The 21,084-nt window shown below is 66.8% G+C and carries 20 protein-coding genes; 10 read left to right on the top strand and 10 right to left on the bottom strand.

Annotation, left to right across the window (positions count from 1 at the left end; translation table 11 throughout):
* The first annotated feature begins 6 nt into the window (after positions 1-6).
* Complete coding sequence (locus tag C795_RS0110745; RefSeq protein ID WP_017793767.1) at positions 7-906, top strand: alpha/beta fold hydrolase; 900 nt, start codon at positions 7-9, stop codon at positions 904-906.
* Positions 907-956: 50 nt separating this feature from the next.
* The gene (locus C795_RS0110740; RefSeq protein ID WP_017793766.1) at positions 957-1,673 is read left to right on the top strand and encodes a tyrosine-protein phosphatase; all 717 of its coding nucleotides are present in this window, start codon (positions 957-959) and stop codon (positions 1,671-1,673) included.
* 33 nt (positions 1,674-1,706) lie between these two features.
* On the opposite strand, the gene C795_RS0110735 is transcribed toward C795_RS0110740, so the two are convergent.
* Together C795_RS0110735 and C795_RS0110730 are read right to left on the bottom strand one after the other, a co-directional pair.
* A complete protein-coding gene (locus tag C795_RS0110735; RefSeq protein ID WP_017793765.1) occupies positions 1,707-1,955 on the bottom strand; it encodes a zf-HC2 domain-containing protein in 249 nt (82 codons plus the stop codon).
* Positions 1,952-2,557: a sigma-70 family RNA polymerase sigma factor gene (locus C795_RS0110730; RefSeq protein ID WP_017793764.1), complete on the bottom strand. Its 606-nt coding sequence runs from the start codon at positions 2,555-2,557 to the stop codon at positions 1,952-1,954. Before C795_RS0110730 ends, C795_RS0110735 begins: the two co-directional genes overlap by 4 nt.
* Positions 2,558-2,628: 71 nt before the next feature.
* On the opposite strand from C795_RS0110730, the gene aroA reads away from it, so the two are divergent.
* Genes aroA through bcp form a run of 3 tightly spaced genes read left to right on the top strand, consistent with a single transcriptional unit; the run spans position 2,629 to position 5,627 of the window.
* Positions 2,629-4,074, top strand: a complete 1,446-nt coding sequence (gene aroA, locus C795_RS0110725) for a 3-phosphoshikimate 1-carboxyvinyltransferase (RefSeq protein ID WP_051053800.1) — start codon at positions 2,629-2,631, stop codon at positions 4,072-4,074.
* Positions 4,075-4,076: 2 nt separating this feature from the next.
* Positions 4,077-5,129, top strand: a complete 1,053-nt coding sequence (gene rsgA / locus C795_RS0110720; RefSeq protein WP_017793762.1) for a ribosome small subunit-dependent GTPase A — start codon at positions 4,077-4,079, stop codon at positions 5,127-5,129.
* A gap of 18 nt (positions 5,130-5,147) precedes the next feature.
* Positions 5,148-5,627, top strand: coding sequence for a thioredoxin-dependent thiol peroxidase (bcp, locus tag C795_RS0110715; RefSeq protein WP_026139615.1), 480 nt, complete (start codon positions 5,148-5,150; stop codon positions 5,625-5,627).
* 130 nt (positions 5,628-5,757) lie between these two features.
* On the opposite strand, the gene C795_RS0110710 is transcribed toward bcp, so the two are convergent.
* Complete coding sequence (locus C795_RS0110710) at positions 5,758-6,162, bottom strand: hypothetical protein (RefSeq protein WP_026139614.1); 405 nt, start codon at positions 6,160-6,162, stop codon at positions 5,758-5,760.
* A gap of 189 nt (positions 6,163-6,351) precedes the next feature.
* Here C795_RS0110710 and C795_RS0110705 point away from each other — a divergent pair, with 189 nt between their 5' ends.
* On the top strand, positions 6,352-6,600 hold the full coding sequence (locus tag C795_RS0110705; protein ID WP_026139613.1) for a WhiB family transcriptional regulator: 249 nt from the start codon (positions 6,352-6,354) through the stop codon (positions 6,598-6,600).
* Positions 6,601-6,780: 180 nt separating this feature from the next.
* Here C795_RS0110705 and argG read toward each other — a convergent pair whose 3' ends face one another.
* The gene (argG, locus tag C795_RS0110700; protein WP_026139612.1) at positions 6,781-8,202 is read right to left on the bottom strand and encodes an argininosuccinate synthase; all 1,422 of its coding nucleotides are present in this window, start codon (positions 8,200-8,202) and stop codon (positions 6,781-6,783) included.
* 99 nt (positions 8,203-8,301) lie between these two features.
* The gene (locus tag C795_RS0110695) at positions 8,302-9,138 is read right to left on the bottom strand and encodes an aldo/keto reductase (RefSeq protein WP_017793757.1); all 837 of its coding nucleotides are present in this window, start codon (positions 9,136-9,138) and stop codon (positions 8,302-8,304) included.
* Between the two features lie 78 nt (positions 9,139-9,216).
* On the opposite strand from C795_RS0110695, the gene hrpA reads away from it, so the two are divergent.
* Positions 9,217-13,227, top strand: a complete 4,011-nt coding sequence (hrpA, locus tag C795_RS0110690; RefSeq protein ID WP_017793756.1) for an ATP-dependent RNA helicase HrpA — start codon at positions 9,217-9,219, stop codon at positions 13,225-13,227.
* 22 nt (positions 13,228-13,249) lie between these two features.
* On the opposite strand, the gene C795_RS17705 is transcribed toward hrpA, so the two are convergent.
* From C795_RS17705 to C795_RS15825, 4 genes are read right to left on the bottom strand one after another with little or no spacing between them, the layout of a single operon-like run.
* Positions 13,250-13,384, bottom strand: coding sequence for a hypothetical protein (locus C795_RS17705; RefSeq protein WP_017793755.1), 135 nt, complete (start codon positions 13,382-13,384; stop codon positions 13,250-13,252).
* A complete protein-coding gene (locus C795_RS0110680; protein WP_017793754.1) occupies positions 13,378-14,463 on the bottom strand; it encodes a hypothetical protein in 1,086 nt (361 codons plus the stop codon). Before C795_RS0110680 ends, C795_RS17705 begins: the two co-directional genes overlap by 7 nt.
* Positions 14,460-14,972 (bottom strand): general stress protein, encoded by a 513-nt coding sequence (locus tag C795_RS0110675; RefSeq protein ID WP_026139610.1) that lies wholly within the window; start codon positions 14,970-14,972, stop codon positions 14,460-14,462. The genes C795_RS0110680 and C795_RS0110675 overlap by 4 nt, the downstream gene beginning before the upstream one ends.
* Before the next feature lie 44 nt (positions 14,973-15,016).
* Positions 15,017-16,198: a YncE family protein gene (locus C795_RS15825; RefSeq protein ID WP_033349527.1), complete on the bottom strand. Its 1,182-nt coding sequence runs from the start codon at positions 16,196-16,198 to the stop codon at positions 15,017-15,019.
* A gap of 114 nt (positions 16,199-16,312) precedes the next feature.
* Here C795_RS15825 and C795_RS0110665 point away from each other — a divergent pair, with 114 nt between their 5' ends.
* Genes C795_RS0110665 through C795_RS0110655 form a run of 3 tightly spaced genes read left to right on the top strand, consistent with a single transcriptional unit; the run spans position 16,313 to position 19,330 of the window.
* Positions 16,313-17,614: a magnesium transporter MgtE N-terminal domain-containing protein gene (locus C795_RS0110665; RefSeq protein ID WP_033349525.1), complete on the top strand. Its 1,302-nt coding sequence runs from the start codon at positions 16,313-16,315 to the stop codon at positions 17,612-17,614.
* A complete protein-coding gene (locus tag C795_RS0110660; protein ID WP_017793750.1) occupies positions 17,611-18,195 on the top strand; it encodes a DUF1003 domain-containing protein in 585 nt (194 codons plus the stop codon). The genes C795_RS0110665 and C795_RS0110660 overlap by 4 nt, the downstream gene beginning before the upstream one ends.
* Positions 18,179-19,330 carry an Mrp/NBP35 family ATP-binding protein gene (locus C795_RS0110655; RefSeq protein ID WP_017793749.1) on the top strand — a complete coding sequence of 384 codons (1,152 nt, stop codon included), beginning with the start codon at positions 18,179-18,181 and terminating at the stop codon, positions 19,328-19,330. The genes C795_RS0110660 and C795_RS0110655 overlap by 17 nt, the downstream gene beginning before the upstream one ends.
* Here C795_RS0110655 and C795_RS15820 read toward each other — a convergent pair.
* Positions 19,310-21,073: a putative bifunctional diguanylate cyclase/phosphodiesterase gene (locus C795_RS15820; RefSeq protein ID WP_017793748.1), complete on the bottom strand. Its 1,764-nt coding sequence runs from the start codon at positions 21,071-21,073 to the stop codon at positions 19,310-19,312. The two genes, C795_RS0110655 and C795_RS15820, sit on opposite strands and share 21 nt — an antisense overlap.
* Positions 21,074-21,084: the final 11 nt, after the last annotated feature.

The raw sequence follows: 21,084 nt of genomic DNA, 5'->3' as shown, positions 1-21,084 counted from the left end.
GCCCCAATGATGATCGACGACGAGTTTCGGTTTCTCGCGGCAGACGCCGCACGTGTCGGCGCGCAGGCGCCCACGGTTCGGCGGGTCACGGCCCCACTCACCGACGGCCGTGAGGTGGCTGGGCTGAGGTTCGATCCGGATCATGCCCTGCGCATTGTCGCGCTGCACGGAGCCGGTCTCAACGCCCATAGTTTTGACCCGATGCTCATCTCGCTCGCGCTGCCCGCACTCGCAGTCGATCTGCCGGGGCACGGCCGCAGCTCATGGCGCGAGGACGCCGATTATGGCCCGGTGACGCTGGCGAGCGACCTCGTACCGGCGCTCGCCCAGCTCGCCCCGGAGCAGTCTCCGCCCGCGCCGTTTGCGCTCGTGGGGCATTCGCTCGGGGCGCTGACGGCGGCGCTTGTCGCGGCCGCAATTCCGAGCCGGGTGTCGCATCTTGTTCTCGTCGACATCACCCCGGGGGTACGCCCCACTGATGGCGCAAGCGCCGTGGCCGAGTTCGTTCAGGGGCAGCGCTCGTTTGCGACCGTCGACGAGATCGTCGACCGTGCGGTGGCGTTTGGTATCGGGTCGGACCGAGCCGCACTGACGCGCGGCGTCGCGCTGAACACGCGCCGCAGCGAAGACGGCCGACTGGAGTGGACGCACCACTTCGCGCACCTCGACGGACTGTCAGCCGCGAGCCCCGAGGGCGCGCTCGCGCCGTTGTGGGACGTGTTGGCCGGGTTGCCGATGCCGGTGTCGCTCGTGCGCGCTGAGTCGGGCATGGTGTCCGAAGAGCTCGCGGCCGAGTGGCGGGAGCGGCTCCCCCAGAGCCGAGTGCTCAGCCTCGCGGGCCCGCACAATCTGCACGAGGCCTGCCCGGCCGAGCTGGCCGCGGCCCTTCGCAGCCTGCTGACCTGAATTTCACGGCTTTTTCTGATCGCGCACGCGTGTCTGCAAGGATGGATGACATGCGCAACGACGTTCTCGCTATCGAAGGTACCTACAATTTTCGAGACCTTGGCGAGCTGCGCGCGGGTGACCGGCATACGCGAACCGGGCTGCTGTTTCGCTCGGACTCGCTCGCGCGTCTTGCAGCGTCGGGGCAGGCCCAGCTGCAGGAGCTCGGGGTCACGCGCGTCATCGATCTGCGCGACGACCTTGAGCGGCAGATCATGCCCGACGCACTGCCCGCGGGCATCGAGTTTGTGGCGCACCCCATCTTTCCGAGCGCGAGCGCCCACGTGGCGCGCCAGCTCGACATCTTCTCGCTCACCGACCTGATTTACGCGGAGCACGCCGACACGCTCGCCGCGGGCGTGACGATGCTCGCCGACGGCGGGCCCACCGTGTTTCACTGCACGGCGGGCAAGGATCGCACGGGTGCGATCGCCGCGCTCACCCTGCTCGCGCTGGGCGTCGACCGCGACGACGTGCTCACCAACTACGAGGCGTCGGAGGCTCATCTGCGAGGCGCCTGGTTTGACGAGCATGTCGCGGCCCTGCGCGCGCACGGCGTCGACGTGACGCCCGTGGTCGAGCAGCTCGTTGGCGCTTCGCCGGCCGCGGCACTCGATCGAACGCTGACGACCGTGGTCGAGGCGCGCGGTGGCGCGTTCACCTACCTGCGCGCGGCCGGAGTTACCGAGGCGACATTCGAACGGCTGAACGCACGCTTCACTGAATAGGGAGCGATGCGCGAGCGCGCCTGATCCCGCAGGCTACGCGCTCGTCGCGCCGCGCAGGCTCGACAGGATTGCATCTCGCAGCTGCTCGGGTGGGCAGTTCGCGTCCCGCTCTTCGATGCAGGCGCGCTTCACCACTCCCATGAGCTGACGGCAGACGTCTTCTTCGCCCTGGCATTCGGGGCACTCCGCGAGATGCTCACGGATCGGCGCCGAGTCCTCGGCGCACAGTTCACCGCGCAGCAGCTCGTACAGCTTGCCTTTCGCGCCGTCGCAGTCACTCATCGCGTTGTTCCTTTCTTTGAAGCTCTACCAGTACCAACGCCCTGCTCGGCGGCGTATTCCCCGAGCGCCTTTCTGAGCCGCGCGCGGCCGCGGTGCAACCGGCTCATCACCGTGCCGATGGGTACCTCGGCGATATCGGCGATCTCTTGGTAGCTGAAGCCCTCCACGTCGGCGAGATAGACGGCCATCCGAAAGTCTTCGGGGAGCTCGTTGAGCGCCGACGTAACGACGGAGTCGGGCGAGCGGTCGATCGCCTCTGCCTCGGCCGAGCGAGACGACATCGCCGTCGTCGATTCGGCACCTCCCAGCTGCCAGTCCTCGAGCTCTTCCACGACGCCGAGATAGGGCTCCCGCTGCTTCTTGCGGTACGTGTTGATGTAGCTGTTGGTCAGGATCCGGTACAGCCAGGCCTTGAGATTCGTTCCCTCGGCGAAAGATTCGAACGCGGCAAACGCCTTCAGGTAGGTCTCTTGCACCAGGTCCTGCGCGTCTTGCGGATTGCGCGTCATCTTCATCGCCGCCCCGTACAGCTGATCGAGCAGCGGCAGCGCCTCCCGCGTAAAGCGGCGCTCCAGGTCATTGGGCGTTGTGGATGTGGTCACACGCCGATCCTATCGGTCGCGGATTGCGAGGCTCAGGCATGTCGTACACAACCCGGGTAGACTCGGCGGTGATGTTGATCGCAAAGATGAATCAGGGTAAAGACGGCGACGAGGTCGGGTCGGGCGAAAGCCTCGAGGGCGAGGCCCAGCACTGGGCGGCCCCGAGCGCGCATTCCCCCGTGCACGGGCGGCTGCAGCTTCCCGCCTCGAAGTCCCTCACGGGCCGCGAGCTCGTGCTCTCCGCACTGGCCAATGCACCGGGCATGCTGCACGCTCCGCTGCACTCCCGCGACACCGACCTGATGGTCGAGGCAATGCGTGCGCTGGGCGCCCGCATCGAGGAGGTGCCCGGATCCGGCGCATTTGGTGCCGACCTGCGCATCACCCCCGCCGCTGAGCTCACGGGATCTACCACGATCGAGTGCGGCCTCGCTGGCACCGTCATGCGCTTCGTGCCGCCGGTCGCGGCGCTCGCGCTCGGGCCCGTCGCGTTCGATGGCGACCCCTACGCACGCAAGCGCCCCATGCGCCCGCTTCTCGAGGCGCTGAGCGCGCTCGGGGCAGACATTTCAGACGAGGGCCGCGGCGCCATGCCGTTCACCGTGCACGGCACGGGTGGGCTCGAGGGCGGCCGCGTCGAGGTCGACGCTTCGCTGTCGAGCCAGTTCGTATCGGCCCTGCTGCTCGCTGGCCCCCGCTTCACCAACGGCGTGCACGTCGTGCACACCGGCGAGCGGCTGCCGAGCGTGCCCCACATCGAGATGACGCTTGAGGCGCTGCGGGCCCGTGGCGTGCAGGCCTCCTCACCCGCCACTGGCGAGTGGAAGGTCGAGCCCGGCCCCATTGGCGCACGCAATCTGCGGCTCGAGCCGGACCTGTCGAACGCGGCCCCGTTCCTGTCGGCAGCGGGGGCGGGGGGCGGCAGCGTCACGATCACCGATTGGCCCGCCGAGACGACGCAGGTGGGCGACCAGCTGCGCACCCTGCTCACCGCGTTTGGTGCCACGGCGGAGCTTTCAGCAGACGGCGCACTCACGGTCAGTCGCAGCGGAGAACTCACGGGTGCGACCCTGCACATTCCCGAGGCCGGCGAGCTTTCGCCGACCTTCGTGGGTCTTGCAGCACTGGCCGGTCAGCTCGGGCACACGAGCCGCATCACCGGCATCGGTCACACCCGACACCACGAAACCAACCGGCTCGAGGCGCTCGTCGCCGAGATCAATGCACTCGGCGGCGACGCTGAGGAGCTTGAGGACGGCATCGAAGTGCGCCCAGCCCAGCTGCACGCCGGTGTCTGGCACAGCTACGCCGACCACCGCATAGCCACGACCGGCGCCCTCATCGGCCTCGTCGTCGAAGGCATCGAGGTCGAGGACATTGCGTGCACGTCAAAGACGCTGCCCCAGTTCCCCGAGCTCTGGCACGCCATGCTCGGCCTCGGCACGGCGCAGCCGTCGGGTGGCGACGTGCTGGGCCTGGGCGGCCTCGGCTCGACCCAGTACCTCGAGAGCTTCTGAGCATGAGCTGGCTCACCCCCGACGACAGCGAAGACCCCTACGCGGACTACGCTGAGCGGCTCCGTGTTCGCCCGAACCCCAAGGCGAACAAGCCACGCACCAAGCGGCGCCCCGAGCATGCCGAGTCCATCACCGGCATGATCACGGGCGTGGATCGCGGGCGCTACTCCGTGCTCGTGCCCGAGGACTCGGATCCGGCTGACGCGCGCGAGCGCGACGTCACCGCGGCCCGGGCGCGCGAGCTGCGTCGCACCCCCATCGTCATCGGTGACCGCGTGCAGCTCGTGGGCGACACCTCGGGCGACGAGGGGTCACTCTCCCGCATCGTGCGCGTCGACGAGCGCGCGACCCTGCTGCGCCGCAGCGCCGATGACTCCGACCGCGTCGAGCGCGTCATGGTCGCGAACGCCGATCAGATGCTGATCGTCGTGGCGGCGGCGAACCCCGAACCGCGCGTGCGGCTCGTGGACCGGTACCTCGTGGCCGCGTACGACGCCGGAATTCAGCCGCTGATCTGCATCACGAAGACCGACCTTGCTGATCCGGATCCGTTTCTCGCGCACTTCTCTGCGCTTGAGGTGCCGGTCTTCCGCTCGGCCTACGACGCCTGGCCGCTCGACGAGATTCGAGCGTCCCTGGCGGGCAAGACGACGGTATTCGTGGGCCACTCGGGGGTCGGCAAATCGACGCTCATTAACGCGCTCGTGCCCGAGGCGGACCGCGCAATCGGTCACGTCAACGTGGTGACAGGCCGCGGCCGGCACACGTCGTCATCGTCGGTCGCGCTGCGCGCCCGCACACCGAACGCGAGCGATGGCGATACCGGCTGGGTCATCGACACCCCGGGCGTGCGCTCGTTTGGGCTCGGTCACGTCACGAGCGAGGGGATCCTGCGCGGATTCACCGATCTCGCAGAGCTCATCGAGGCTTGCCCGCGCGGCTGCACCCATCAGGAGGACGCTCGAGACTGCGAACTCAACCTCGCCATCGAGAACGGCGAGCTCGACGCATCGGGTGCTGCGCGAGTCGAGTCCCTGCGCCGGCTGCTCAAGTAACGCCGATAGGCTGGCCGCATGAGTGAACGCGTGATTCTTGAACCCGGTCAGCCCGCCCCGGAGTTTTCGCTCCAGGATCAAGACGGCGCAACACGCTCCCTCTCGGAGTACCGAGGCGAACGGGTGGTCCTGTTCTTCTACCCCGCAGCAATGACGCCCGGCTGCACCAAGCAGGCGTGTGACTTCCGTGACTCGGAGGCCGCACTGCAGGCGGCTGGCGTGCGCGTACTCGGCATCTCGCGCGACAAGGTCGAGAAGCAGCGCAAGTTTGCCGACCGCGACGAGCTCGGGTACCCGCTGCTGAGCGACCCCGAGCTCGACGTGCACCGCGCCTACGGCGCGTTTGGCACGAAGAACAGCTACGGCCGCATCATCGAGGGCGTCATCCGCTCAACGTTCGTCATCGATGCTCACGGCAACATTGAGCACGCGCTCTACAACGTAAAGGCCACGGGCCACGTCGCTCGCGTGCGCAAGCTGCTCGGGCTCGACGCGTAACACCGCCGCACAGGCGCCAGGATCGCCCTGGCCGCCCGCAATTGCCCCGTGACACACATGCCCGGTCACATACATCTTGCTCGGGCGTCCTGGGGCACCCTGGGACGCCCGAGCCTTTTCAATTCTTCCGTTAGGCCCCCGTCTGCGCCACCTCGGGTCGAGCCATGATCGCGGCAGCGAACCCGATCAGCGCGATGGCGACGATGCCGAGCCCTAGCCACCACGGCCCGATGCCCAGCTGCAGGCAGCCGGTGCCACCGGCAAACGTCAGCACGTGAATCGCTACCGCGCTACTGCGTGCCCAGCTCGCACGGGAACGCACGACGCCGAAGAAGGTGACAGCCACCCACGCGAGCGACACGGCGCTCATGAGCACCAGGCTCACTTCTTGGGTCACGTCGCCCGGTTCGGCGATCGAACGCACGATCGTGAACCCGAGCACGGCGACCAGGCCCAGCGTCTCAAGCCCCAGCAAAACCTTGAGAATTGCCCAGCCCAGTTTCGACCGCACATGGCCAGTAGGTGTCGAGACCATTTCGGCTCTCTTTCTTATGAATTACAAAATGCCTATTGATTTGCTTGGTGTTCCGTGAAACTATATATTCCGTCGAGTTTCGCGCACACCGACGTGAGCATTCTCAGCCACGTATCAGGTAATTACGGCGCGAGTACTAGGCTATATGGCCTGACTCTCTCGTGCGCGTGCATTGAAGAGGAGATCAAGATGGATTGGCGCGAAGAGGCTGCGTGTCTCACGGTGGACCCCGAGCTGTTTTTCCCCGTGGGAAACACTGGCCCGGCAGTGGAGCAGATCGAACGGGCAAAGTCCGTTTGTGCACGTTGCACGGTCACCGAGATGTGCTTGCAGTACGCAATGGACACCGGCCAGGACTCTGGCGTATGGGGCGGTCTCAGTGAGGACGAGCGTCGTGCGCTGAAGCGCCGCGCAGCTCGCGCGCGCCGCGCGTCCTAAGGACCCTCTGCGGGTGCCCGTAACAAGCACCCGCAGCACGCGAAGAGCCCCGGATCACTGATCCGGGGCTCTTCGCGGTTTGGGCTGGCGCCATAGCTCCCACGTTCTGAGCCCCGGCGTACACACAACGGCGGCTGCCACGGGGATTCCCGTGGCAGCCGCCGTTGTGTGTACGAACGCTTAGTCGGTGCCAGCGTCGAACGCGGCAGCCAGGCCGAGCTCGTCGCCGTCGACGCTAATGCCCGTGACCGCGTCAGCGATCTCGGCTGCTCCGCCGGCCTCAAGCTTGCCCACGAGCTCAGCGACGGGGCCGCCTACGATGCCCATCGACGCGTACTGCTCGAGACGCTGGCGCGAGTCGGCGATGTCGAGGTTGCGCATGGTCAGCTGACCGATGCGATCCTGGGGACCGAATGCGGCGCCCACGGTGCGCTCCATCGAGAGCTTCTCGGGGTGGTAGCTGAGGTTCGGGCCCTCGGTGTTGAGGATCGTGTAGTCGTCGCCGCGGCGCAGGCGCAGCGTGACCTCGCCCGTGACTGCCGAGCCCACCCAGCGCTGCAGCGCCTCGCGCATCATGAGCGACTCGGGGTCGAGCCAGCGGCCCTCGTACATGAGGCGGCCGAGCTTGCGGCCGTCGTTGTGGTACGAAGCCAGCGTGTTCTCGTTGTGGATCGCGTTGACGAGGCGCTCGTACGTGATGTGCAGCAGCGCCATGCCGGGGGCCTCGTAGATGCCGCGCGACTTCGCCTCGATGATGCGGTTCTCGATCTGGTCGGAGATGCCGAGTCCGTGACGGCCACCGATCTCGTTCGCCTTGTAGACGAGCGCTACGGGGTCGTCGAAGACCTCGCCGTTGATCGCGACGGGACGACCGGCTTCGAAGCGCACCGATACCTCCTCGGTGAGCACCTCGACGTCTTCACGCCAAGCGGCAACGCCCATGATGGGCTCGACGATGTCGAGCCCGGCGTTCAAGAACTCCAGGTCCTTGGCCTCGTGGCTGGCGCCCCAGATGTTGGCGTCGGTCGAGTACGCCTTCTCGGTCGAGTCGCGGTAGGGGTAGCCGTTTGCGACGAGCCACTCGCTCATCTCCTGGCGACCGCCGAGCTCCTCAACGAACTGGCTGTCGAGCCACGGCTTGTAGATGCGCAGGCTCGGGTTGGCGAGCAGACCGTAGCGGTAGAACCGCTCGATGTCGTTGCCCTTATAGGTCGAGCCGTCGCCCCAGATGTCAACGCCGTCCTCCTTCATCGCGCGCACGAGCAGCGTGCCCGTGACCGCGCGACCGATGGGAGTCGTGTTGAAGTAGGTCTTGCCGCCCGAGCGCACGTTGAATGCGCCGGTTTGGAGGGCAACGAAGCCCTCCTCGACGAGCGCGCGCTTCGCGTCAACGTGACGCGCGAGCTCTGCGCCGTACTCCTTGGCGCGGGCTGCAACGCCATCGAGATCGGGCTCGTCATACTGGCCGAGATCGGCCGTGTACGTGCAGGGGATGGCGCCATTTTCGCGCATCCAGGCGACTGCGCACGAGGTATCGAGACCACCGGAGAAGGCGATGCCGACGCGCTCGCCCACGGGAAGAGAAGAAAGAACCTTGGACATGCTTCCTATCCTAGGGCGCGCGAGCGCCCTCTTCGTACGGGGAGCGGTTGAAACCGCCCCGATTTACTATCGGCAGGCCACTGGCCGGCCGCGAACTGGCTATCGGCCGTCGAACGTGCGGGGATCTGGCCCCAGGTTCTTGCCCTCCTCGAGCGCATCGATCGCGGCCATCTCGGCCGCCGAGAGCGAGAAGTCGAAGAGCCCAGCGTTTTCTATCAGCCGCTCACGGCGCGTGGTCTTGGGAAAGACGATGCGGCCCTGCTGCACGTGCCAGCGCAGTACGACCTGCGCCGGCGTGCGTCCGTGTGCCTGCGCCGCCGCAAGAATCTCGGGGCGCTCGAGCAGATCGGTGCGGCCGCGCGCGAGCGGCCCCCAGGCTTCAATCGCGATGCCGTGCTCGGCGCAGAACGCGCTGAGTTCGCGCCGCTGATGGAATGGGTGCGCCTCGATCTGATTGACGGCGGGCACGACGCCCGTCTCGTCGATCAGCTGCTGCAGGTCTGCGATCTCAAAGTTTGACACTCCGATCGCGGTTGCCCGGCCCGACGCGGCGATCTCGATGAGATCGCGCCACGCGGTGAGCGCCTCGCCAAACATGGGCTGCGGCCAGTGGATCAGGTATAGGTCAACGCGGTCGAGGCCGAGCTTGTCGAGGCTTTCCTCGAATGCTGCCGTGGCGCGCGTCTGGTCGCTGTTCCACAGCTTCGTCGTAATGAACAGGTCGTCCCGGGGCAGCCCGCTCGCTGCCACCGCGGCCCCCACGCCCGCTTCGTTGGCGTACAGGCTCGCCGTATCGATGTGGCGGTACCCCAGTTCGAATGCCTCGCTCACCACCCGTTCCGTGTCTTCCGGATCGATCTGGTAGGTACCCACACCCAGCTGCGGAATCTGGCTTCCGCGAGCAAGCGTGACGTGGGGAATCTGCAGCGAGGTCATCGAGTCTCCTTTGAGTACGGTTCTTCTTCAGTCTATGACGCCACGCCGCCGGGCAAACGCTGGGATACTAGGGAGGTCATGACACTGCACCTTCCCCACATCTCGTTCCCCGAAGAGCTACCCGTCTCGCAAATGCGCGACGAGATCCGCGAGGCGATTCAAGGCCATCAGGTCGTCATCGTCGCGGGCGAAACGGGCTCGGGCAAGACCACCCAGCTGCCCAAGATCGCGCTCGAGCTGGGTATGCAGCGCATCGCGCACACCCAGCCCCGACGCATCGCTGCCCGCACGATCGCGGAGCGCATTGCTGAGGAGCTCGGCTCAGAACTCGGCGGGCTGGTCGGCTACCAGGTGCGGTTCACCGACAAGGTTTCGGCAGACACCCGCGTCAGGCTCATGACCGACGGTATCCTGCTGAACGCGATCCACCGCGACCGCGATCTCAAGGCCTACGACACGATCATCATCGATGAGGCGCACGAGCGCAGCCTCAACATCGACTTCCTGCTCGGCTACCTGCGCACGCTGCTGCCGCGCCGCCCCGATCTCAAGGTGATCATCACCTCGGCCACGATCGACCCCGAGTCGTTCGCTCAGCACTTCGCCGACGTGAAGACGGGCAAGCCCGCCCCCATCATCGAGGTTTCGGGCCGCACCTTCCCGGTCGAGGTGCGATACCGACCGCTGATTGAGCAGATCGAGGTGCCGGATCCGAAGGGCGCGGGGCGCTCAGAGGGGAACGCGAAGCGTTCTCCTGCGCCCCGCGCAGACGCCACCGCGTCTGCGCCGAAGACGCGCACTGAGGAACGGGATCTGTTTGACGCGATCGGCCAGGCGGTCGATGAGCTCGGGCGCGAGGCTCCCGGCGATGTGCTGGTGTTCCTCTCGGGCGAGGCCGAAATTCGTGACGCGGCAGACGCACTCGGCGGGCATCTGCGCCGCTCGGCCCGCGGCGCCCGCACCGAGATTCTGCCGCTGTATGGCCGGCTCAGCGCGGCCGAGCAGCACCGTGTGTTCGAGCGCGGCACCCAGGGTGTGCGCCGCATCGTGCTCGCCACCAATGTGGCCGAGACCTCGCTCACCGTGCCCGGTATCCGCTATGTCATCGACGCCGGCACCGCCCGTATCTCGCGCTACAGCGCGAAGAGCAAGGTGCAGCGGCTGCCGATCGAGGCGGTCTCGCAGGCGAGCGCCAACCAGCGTTCGGGCCGCTCGGGGCGTACGAGCCCGGGTATTGCGATCCGGCTCTATAGCGAGGAAGATTTCCTCTCGCGCCCCGAGTTCACCGAGCCCGAGGTCCGCCGCACCGGGCTCGCCTCGGTGATTCTGCAGATGCTGTCGCTCGGGCTTGGCGAGATCGCTGAGTTCCCATTCCTCACCCCGCCCGACCAGCGTGGCATCGCCGACGGGCTGGGGCTGCTCGCCGAGCTGGGCGCGGTCGAGGCACTCGGGCGCGCGCGCGGCAAGGCGGCTCCCCAGGGACCCAGCCACCGCATCACCAAGATCGGGCGCGAGCTGTCTCGTCTGCCCATCGAACCGCGTTTTGCCCGCATGGTGGTCGAGGCGCGCGCCCAAGATGTCGTTCCCGAGGTGCTCGCGATCGTCGCCGGCCTCACCATTCAGGACGTGCGCGAGCGGCCACAGGCGGAGCGCGGCCGTGCCGACGAGCTGCACGCGCGCTTCAACGACCCGCACGGCGACCTTTCGACGCTGCTGAATCTGTGGAACTACCTGCAGAAGCAGCAGCAGGAGCGATCTTCGAGCGCGTTTCGGCGCATGTGCAAGGCCGAGTATCTCAACTTCTTGCGCGTGCGCGAGTGGATGGATTTGTATCGCCAGATCTCGCGCATCGCCGGGGTCAAGCGCGACGCTAGCACCGCTGAGACGGGCCCTGCAGAGGCAGAGTCGGGCGGCCCGAGCGAGGCGATCCACCGGTCGATCCTCGCGGGTCTGCTGTCGCAGCTGGGCGTGCGCGACGACAAGCAGGATCGCCGCCAGCCCGCGGGCCGCGGCGCCGCCGCGACCCAGGGCGCAGCGAAGCGCAAGCCGGCCCAGGAGTTCGTGGGGTCGCGCGGCACCCGGTTTGTGCTCTACCCAGGGTCGGTGCTCGCCAAGAAGCCACCCGAGGTCGTCATGAGCGTCGAGCTCGTCGAGACCTCACGGCTGTTTGCCCGCGGCAACGCCGTCGTCGACCCCGCGTGGGCCGAGGATCTCGCGGGCCCGCTCGCGAAGCGCCAGTACTCCGAGCCGCACTGGGAGAAGACGCAGGGCGCGGCCGTCGCCTACGAGCGCGTCACGCTCTACGGCGTCGCGATCGTGGAGCGTCGCCGCGTGCAGCTCGCCCGGTTCGACCGCCCGCACGCGCGCGAGCTGTTCATTCGGCACGCGCTCGTCGACGGCGACTGGGACTCGCCGCAGGCCTTCGACCGCGCGAACCGGCAGCTGCGCCGGGAGCTCGAACAGCTCGAGGAACGCACGCGCCGCCGCGACATCGTGAGCGACGACGAGTCCATCTTCGAGTTCTACGACCAGCGCATTCCCGCCGAAATTGTTTCGACGCGCAGCTTCGAGGGCTGGTGGAAGAAGAAGCGCCTCACCGACCCGCAGTTCTTGCACCTCAAGCGCGAGGACCTGCTCGAGGACGAGGCCGACGACGTCGATGAGCAAGAGTTTCCGCGCGAGTGGCAGCACGGCGACCAGCGCCTGCGACTGAAGTACCGCTTCGACCCCACGGCCGAGGACGACGGTGTGACCGTCAACGTGCCGCTGCCGCTGCTCCCCCGACTCGACGAGGCCGACTTCGAGAAGCTCGTGCCCGGCCTGCGCCAGGACCTCGTGACCGCACTCATCAAGACGCTCCCCAAGCAGATCCGCAAGCACGTCGTGCCCGCGGCCGACTGGGCACGCACTCTGCTCGCCGCTATCGAACCGCAGCTTGAGCGTGGGCAGGGCACCGAGGCGCCCGCGCTCACGGCGCTGCTCGCGACCGAGATCCGCCGCCGCACGAGCGTGCCCGTGAGTCCCGATGATTTTGATCCGGATCGGTTGCCTGCGCACCTCACTCCCACCTTCCGGGTGGTCGATGGCCGCGGTAAGACCGTGGGTACCGGCAAGAATCTGGGCGAGCTGAAGGCCGCGCACAAGCAGCAGGCGACGCAGGGCGTCGCGAAGGTCGCGGCGTCCGCGCTCCCCAAGAGTGAGCTCGAGCGCAAGAATGTGACGACCTGGACGTTTGGGACGCTGCCCAAGCACGTCGACACTGCCTACGCGAAGGGCCGTGGCCCGGGCGCGGGCGTCGTACGCGCGTACCCCGCGATCCTGGACCGGCGCACGAGCGTCGATCTGGTGCTCGTCGCCGATGTGGCCGAGCAGGCACGCCTGTCGCGGCGCGGTATTCGCCGCCTGCTGGTGCTCAGCTCGCCGTCGCCCGCGAGCTACATTCGCGAGCATCTGTCGAACCAGGAAAAGCTGCTGCTCGGGGCCGGCCCGTACCGCAGCCTAGACGCCGCGATCGCAGATGTCTCGCTCGCCGTGGCCGACGCCGCGATTCGTAAGCACGCCCCCGACGGGCTCGTCTGGTCTGCCGAGGAGTTTGAGCAGATTGCCAACGAGTACGCCCGATCGCTGATCAATGCCGTGTACGGCGCCATCGCGTTGACGGCGAAGACACTCGACGGTGTCCGTATGGCCCGCAAGGCGATCGACCAGGCGAAGTCGATTCAGGTACTCGGTCAGGTGGCCGACGCCGCGAAGCAGGTTGAGGGGCTCGTCTACGACGGGTTTGTCTCGCACACGGGCCTCGCACAGCTGAGTCGTTTGCCCGTGTATCTCGAGGCGTTGTGCCTGCGTATGCGCGGCCTCACCGAGAATCCCGGCCGCGACCGGGCTTGGCAGAATGAGATCGATCGCATGCTCATCCTGTTCTCGGACGCGGGCGGGCGCATTCCGCTGCCCGAGGGCGCCCCCGAGAAGCTTGTGCACGCTCGCTGGTTGATCGAGGAGCTGCGGGTGAGCCTGTTTGCGCAGCAGCTACGCACGGCCGAGCCGGTCTCGGGGCAGCGCATTCAGAAGTTGCTGCGCGACGTGTAGCTGACTGCGGGGCTGCGGCGTCTCAGCGCATTGCAGCCCAGTCAGGGTTGACGGCAATCGCGTGCACGCTGAACTCCCTACGCGGAAAGTCAACGCGGTCGATCTCGACCTCGACTCGGCGCTCGCCTGACACCGGATCGACGCTAAAAATCAGCATGCTGTCCAAGCGGTCAAAGGAACGAGACTTCCTCCGCTGCACCCAGGTCTCATCGGCGGCAACGCTGAACACTTTCCCGGCGGCAGGGGCAACGACCTCGGAACCGAAGCCTGCGACGCCGCTGTGCAAAGTCGATCCATCGGTGCCGCGAATCGAGCCGCTGAGATCCCCGATTCTTCCGCCTCAAGCACGGTCGTGCGCCCCGTTTCAGCGCTGTCGGGTGCCGGCAGCTCGACCGACCACAGGTACCCCTCTACCGCCCAGAACAACCGCCCATCCTGCACGAATGATGAAGATGGCGCCCAACCCTGTACCCGGTCGGGGTATCGGACGAGGTACTCGACGGGCGCGCCAGATTCTTGGTTCCACACCCGCAACAGCTGAGTGGGCTGCGGGTCGTCTGAAACATCGCCGAGGCCAAACACGCGGCCATCAAAGCACACGAGCTGCTCGACGTCGTCGAACGGGCCGAAGCGATCGAAGTCGTTCGCCTCAGGCGTCACCTCGTGTATTCCTGAGCCGTCCACCATGACGACGCTGTCGCCGCAGCTGGCGATCTCAGGGTTCACGTATCCAATGTCAAGCGCTGTTGCCCCACCGGCAGCTGCGTCGACCATGACCAACTGCTGCCCGTGGGCCGAACCGTTCAACACGGCAAAGCCGTTGGCCGTGGCGACCCGCGTGCGTTCCGAAAGTGATTCCCGTTTCTCTCGTGGAGTCGCAAGGTCCATCTGCACGAGGTCGTCCGCACGCAGGAGGTACTCGTGAGTCGGGTCCCCCGTGCTCAGCCCGGCCTCCGTCCACTCCAGCTTCGAGCGTTCAAAGCCGCGCTCCTCGAGCAACGCCGATCGGGTATCACCCGCTTCGTTTACCAGCACCAGGTACGAGCGGTCGTGAGCGTCGAGCCGCAGCGCGGCGACCGCGTCTTCAAGCCCAAACGACTCGGTGATCGTGGATGCCTTGAGATACCTCACGAGCGGCGGCCCGCCAATGATGACGGCCAGTACCAGCGCGAACGTCAGCGCGATCGCGACGGTTCCGCGGGCTTCAACCCTGCGGTGTTGTGCGCTGCGGGTCACTCGCCAGCGTCAGCGGCGCCACCCGACAGGACGCGGCGTGCGTCGTGCAGAAGGTCAGCATCGGTCAAGAGATCGTAGCGCGTTGCCACCATCTGCATCACCGAGGAGAAGTCACGGCGATTGCGGTTCATAGAGTACGACAGCACACCAAACAGCATGCCGAATCCGGCACCAATCACCAGTGCGGCCAGAAACACGCCAACGATGGCCGAGTTGTCGGGCTGGAAGATGAACAGCAGTAGCCCCAGAAACAGGCCGAGATAGGCCCCCGAAAGCGCACCCATGAGCGCGACACGGCCGTAGGTCAGTCGACCGGTGACGCGTTCAACGCTGCGCACGTCGTTGCCCAGGATGCTGACCTGCTGCACCGGAAACCCGGCGCGGGCCAGCACGTCGACCGCGTGCTTCGCGTCTTCGTAGCGGTCGTAGGTCGACACGATCTCACCCGTCGGCAGCTCGGGCGTCAACATCAACTGACGGCGTGATCCGGGGGTCGTCGGTGTGCTCATGTTCCCAATCCTGTCACAGCAGCGTGGAGAAATCACTCGCCGCGTCAGCGCGTGGTGAAAGCCACCACCGCCTGCGGGTACCCCGGCAGTGGGATCTCGCGCACGCCAAGATCGTCGAGTGCCACGAGCGTCAGCCCATCCCATCCGGCATCGCGAGTGTTTCCCCCCGCTACCGCCGCAAACTCTCGCCCCGACGCGTCTCGCCACACCGCTACGGTCTCGTGTGGCACTTTGAGAGACACCTCTCGTTCAGCGCCGGAGTCCAGATCCAGAATCGACAGGTTGGCGACTCCCGTGGCGCTCCCAAATGATCCGGTGCCGACGGTGAGGAGTGTGCGGCCCGCGAGCGTGGTGCCGTGAGCATGTGAGTTCGCGGCACTCGCGATCTCGCTCGTTGCGCCGGTGAGCGGGTCGAGCCGCACCACGACCTCCCCCTGATAGGGCAGCAAGATGCTTCCGAAATTGGCCCCTGGCGTGGTGTCGACCGCGCCGTAGTGGGGTTTCTCCCACGAGGCCAGCCCGCCTTCGGTGCCGAACGGCGCCACCTCGTGCTGCGTCACGGCCAGAGTGTCCGCAGCGACCACGGAGACCGTGAAGCTGTCGTGGTCGACCGTCGCTGCCCAGGCGCCGTCTGGCGCAACGAGCACGTCGAAGGGGCGCAAACCAACGGGCGCCGATCCAATGAACTTCGCATCGGCAGTGTCAAAGGCCTCCAGAAAGAACGCGCCATCGCCGCTGGTCACCGCGACGTAGACCCGGCTGCCGTCGGGTGACACGGCGAGCCCGAGCCCGCCCGGGCGGTATTCGCCGGTCGCACGCTCACTCGTAGGGTGCAGGTATGGCACGAGGTCCGTGCGTACTCCCTGCACGAGGTCGACCACGGCGAGCCCCTCCGCGGTCGCAGCGTAACCGGTCGTCCCGTGCACCCCGACGCCCCAGGGGGCCGCGCCGACGGTGATCGTGCGGGCTGCCTGTTCTGTGGCGTTCTGCGCCGGATCGACAATCGCGATCTCATCGCCGCGCGCGAGCGAGACCAACAGCAGCGCTGCCGCTGGTGGCTCGACGGGTTCGGGAGCAGGGACGGGGGCGGGTTTCGGAGCCGTTTGCGGTGTGACCTGACTTTGCTTCGCCGCACACCCCGCGAGGCCCATCGCGATGAGCACAGGGAGCGCGAGGGCTGCCCGGCGACTCAACTGGGCGCGCTTCGCGTGAGTTGGAGGCTTCATCGCCCCAGTCTCGGGGGCGCGGCTGCGGTAACCCTGAGTCCCCAACAATGAACGGACAGCGCGCCGGAGGCATCCGTTGCCCCAAGCCACAGCGAGGCGCGGTAACTTAGGGGGGTGACTACTTCGAGGGTGTTTGTCGGGCGTCTCGCTGGCCGAGGCGTCTTTGATCCGGTGGGCGACCGAATCGGCAAGGTAAGAGACGTGCTGGTGGTCTTCCGCGCCTCCGGCGCACCCCGCGTCGTGGGGCTTATCGTCGAGATCCCCGGCAAACGCCGCGTGTTCGTGCCCATCAGTCGCGTCACCTCAATCGGCTCGGGCCAGGTCATCACGACCGGCCTCATCAACGTGCGCCGATTCGAGCAGCGGGGCGGCGAGACACGCATGATCGCGGAACTCATCGGCCGCGAGGTGCACCTGGGCGCCACGCGCCCGGGCGAGCCCGCCGCTCAGGCCCGCATCGAAGACGCGGCTATCGAGCGCAGCCGCACCGGCGAGTGGCTCGTCAGCGAGCTGTTCGTGAAACTGCACCGCGCCGCGACCCCGTTCGCGCGCGCCGAGTCGCGCATCGTGCAGTGGTCTGACGTACGCTTGCCGAGCGCAACCCCCGGCTCGCACTCCGCGGAGCTCCTGATCCAAACCCTGGTCGACCTCAAACCCGTTGACCTCGCCGAGGCGCTGCTCGAACTGCAGCAGCCCCGCATGCTCGAGGTGATCGGCGAACTCTCCGATGACCGTGTCGCAGATGCCCTCGAAGAGATGACCGAGCACGACCAGCTCGCGCTCCTCGCGCTCCTCCCCCAAGAGCGCACGGCCGACATCTTTGATCGCATGGAGCCCGACGACGCGGCAGACCTCATTGCGGCGCTCCCCACTGCCACCGGCATCGAGCTCCTCGATCTGATGGAGCCGGAGGAAGCCGAGGACGTGCGCCGGCTGCTCGAGTACGACGCCGACACTGCGGGTGGTCTCATGAGCCCGTCGCCCATCGTGCTGTCGGGTGAATCGAGCGTCGCCGAAGGGCTCGCCATGATTCGGCGGGCCGAGATTCCGCCGGCGATGGCCTCAGCCGTGTACGTGACCAACCCTCCCTACGAGACGCCCACGGGCGAGTATCTCGGCATGGCCCACTTCCAGCGCATGCTGCGGTTTCCGCCCCATGAGCGCCTGTCGGCCCTCATCGACACCGAGATTGAGGCGGTATCGGTGCACTCGAGCGCGGCCGAGGTGTCGCGTCGCTTGGCCAGCTACGACCTCGTCGCGATGCCAGTCGTCGACGACCAGGGTCGACTCGTCGGCGTCGTCACAGTCGACGATGTGCTCGATCACCTCCTCCCCGACGATTGGCGCCACGCGGACGACGAATCCGATACGCACAGCGCCTTCGGCTCGCCCGCGCAGAAGGGCCGTGCACTATGAGCTTCTTCAAGCGCCCCGGCGCGCTCGATGCGCCACGCTCCACCAGCGTGCGTACCCCGCGCGGCGGCTCCGGCAACGCCAGCACCAATGAACGCTTTGGCCGCTGGACCGAGAGCATTGCCCGCGGCATGGGAACTCCCTGGTTTCTCCTGTTCCTGACGCTCGTGTGTGTGGCCTGGCTCCTCTGGAACACGATTGGCCCCGAAGAGTTTCGGTTTGACTCAGCAGCGCTCGGGTTCACCGCACTCACCCTCATCCTGTCGCTGCAGGCCTCCTACGCAGCCCCGATGATCCTGCTCGCGCAGAACCGGCAAGACGACCGCGACCGCGTGCAGATCGAGCAGGATCGGCAGCGCGCCGAACGCAACCTGGCCGACACCGAGTTCCTCGCGCGCGAGGTCGTCGCGCTGCGGCTCGCGCTCAAGGACTTGCCGGATCGCGATTTCGTACGGGCGGAGCTCAAGGCGCTGCTCGCTGAACTGGCCGATGATCCGGATCAACACCCGAACCACGAACCACGAACTGCCCGCAAGGCCCCCGGCGCTTCAGCCGCAGAAGGAACCGATGTCGCACCCCACTAAGGACGCAATTCTCGAGTCGCTCGCGCGCGTGCAGGATCCCGAGATCCTGCGCCCCATCACGGAGCTCGGCATGGTGGGCGACATTGCCGTCGATGACGAGGGGCGTGCACGCGTCGCCATTAGCCTGACGATCGCGGGGTGCCCCGCCGCACGCCGAATTGAGGCCGACGTCACCGCCGCGGTGGCGGGAACCCCCGGGGTGACCGAGACGACCGTCGACGTGGGAGTCATGACCCCCACCGAGCGGCGTGCCTTCGTCGAGCTCGTGCGTGGCGACCGGGCGACCAAGCCCCAACAGTTTGGCCCCGACTCGCTCACGCGCGTGATTCTGGTGACGAGCGGCAAGGGTGGAGTGGGTAAGTCGTCCCTTACCGCGGGTCTCGCGGTGGCGCTCGCCGCGCAGGGGCTGCGCGTCGGGCTCGTGGACGCAGACGTGTTCGGCTTTTCGATCCCCGGCATCATGGGCTTGAGCCGTGACGGCCAGGTGGCACAGCCCAGCCGCGTCGACGACATGATCGTGCCGCCCGTGGCGCACGGCGTCAAGGTGATTTCCATTGGCATGTTCCTGGGCGACGCCGACCCACGCACCACCGCCGTGTCGTGGCGCGGGCCCATGCTGCACCGCACCATCGAGCAGTTCTTGCGCGATGTGTGGTTCGGCGACCTCGACGTGCTATTGCTCGATCTACCGCCTGGCACGGGCGACATCGCTATCAGCGTGGGGCAGTTGCTACCGCAGGCCGAAGTGCTCGTCGTGACGACGCCGCAGGAGGCCGCCGCCGACGTGGCCGTGCGCAGCGCTCTCGTGGCACGGCAGACCGGGCAGCGGGTCATCGGGGTCATCGAGAACATGGCTGGCCTCGTGCAGCCTGACGGGAGCATCATCGATGTGTTTGGGTCGGGCGGAGGCAAACTCGTTACCGAGCGGCTGCACGACGAAGCTCACCCGGCGGTGCCGCTGCTGGGAAGTGTACCGCTCAGCCCCGCATTTCGTGAGGCGGGCGATGCCGGGGAACCGGCGGTGCTCACCCTCCCAGAGGACCCCGCCGCGCGGGCGGTGCTCGAGATCGCGAAGGGACTCAGCGCTTCACCTCGCGGGCTTGCGGGCCGAAAGCTAGGCCTCAGCGTCCGGTAACATTCCGGCGAGGATCGGCTCCTCAATGGGCCGAGCGGGGGCGAACAAGAAGCCCTGAAACGCGTCGACCCCGATGACCCGCAACGTCTCAAATTGCGCCTCGGTTTCGACCCCCTCCGCGACGACCTGCAGCCCAAATGTACGTCCGAGATCGACGATGGTCCGCGTGACCGCAACTGCTCGCGGGTCGTTTGCCACACTCGAGACAAACGACCGGTCGATCTTGAGCTGCTGCACGGGCAGATCGCGCAGGTAGCTGAGCGACGAGTACCCCGTCCCAAAGTCATCGAGCGACGCCGTCACGCCGGCGCTGAGCAGTGACCGCAAGAGTTCGGCTGTCGATTCAACGTCTCGGTGCCAGGTGCTCTCGGTCAGCTCGACCTGCAGGCTACCGGGCGCGAGACCGTAGTGTTCGACGCGTTCGCGCAGCCGCTTGGCAAATCCCGCGGTGCGAATCTCGTGCTCGCTTAGGTTAACCGACAGGGTGATGCCAGCCGTGCTCGGGCATTTCTGCCATGCCTGGAGTGTTGCGCAAGCACGATCAAGCACCCACGCCCCGACATCGACAACGCGGCCCGACTGTTCGGCGAGCGGAATGAACTCGTCGGGCATCAGGAGCCCCCGCTCGGGATGCAGCCAGCGCACGAGCGCCTCTACGCCGACTACGCGGCGATCCGCGTCCACGATCGGCTGCGCGTGTAGGCGAAGCTGCCCCATTTTCACGGCCTGCCGCAGCTCGTGACCGAACTGCGCGCGGTCCTGCGCCTGCACCAGCATGGACTCAGTGAACTGCCTGACCCGGTGCAGTCCGCCAGCCCGCACTGCGCTCTTGCGTGCAACATCGGCTCGCTTGAGCACTTCATCCGCCTGCCCAGCGCCAAATATGCCCTGCGCAGCAAATACGTGACAGCTGAACACCACAAAACCAATACTGACCGAGACCTCAATACTTACCCCAGGTCCCAGGTCAATGGGCCCCGAGAAGGACTGCCGAATCCGCTCCGCTACCTCTGCGCAGGCGCGCGAGGCACACGCTTCTGAGCCGCCAGCGTCGGGCAACAGCACGCCGAAGGTGTGCGCGTCGACACGTCCAACGAGCGACTGATCCCCCGTAAGCGCGCGCAACCGCGCCGAGGCCACCGCCAACAGTTCGTCACCCACTGCGAATCCGAACGCGTCGTTGACTGTCGCGTGCTCGTCAATACTCACCGAAAGGAATCCACAGTTTTTCGGGGGCGAGCTTCGATCCGCAGATTCAAGGATGGTGCGCAGCAGCGCGCCACGGTTCGGCAGCCCCGTTACGGTATCGATGTGAGCGAGCCGATAGATCTCTCGCTCGTTCGCGGCGTGCCGCAGCGTTGGCTCGATCCGGATCGCGACGTAACGTTCGGGGAGCCCATCGGGCCCGATCGTGGGGACGATCGTGACATCCTCCCAGAACTCGCTGCCGTCCTTGGCGCGATTGCACATATTCGCCCGCCAGGTGCCGCCGCTGGCGAGGATCTCGCGCATCTCGGCAAAGAATGCGGGGTGGTGGATCCCCGATTCGAGCTTCTCGTGGGTTTCACCGATGAGCTCGGCGCGGGAGTAGCCGCTTCGCTCGCAGAAGCAATCGTTGACGAACGTGATGATTCCGTCGAGATCGGTGACCGAAACTCCCGTGCGGTCAGACACCACACTGCGCACAGCATCAACCACCGCTGCCTGGGCTTCCGGCGGTGTCTGCTGGGCATCGTCGCGCATTACTTCTGGAT

It is taken from the genome of Leucobacter salsicius M1-8 (assembly GCF_000350525.1).
In the GTDB taxonomy this organism is placed as follows: domain Bacteria; phylum Actinomycetota; class Actinomycetes; order Actinomycetales; family Microbacteriaceae; genus Leucobacter; species Leucobacter salsicius.
The sequence above is the reverse complement of the archived record's forward strand: the minus strand, read 5'-3'. Positions and strand labels throughout refer to the sequence as shown.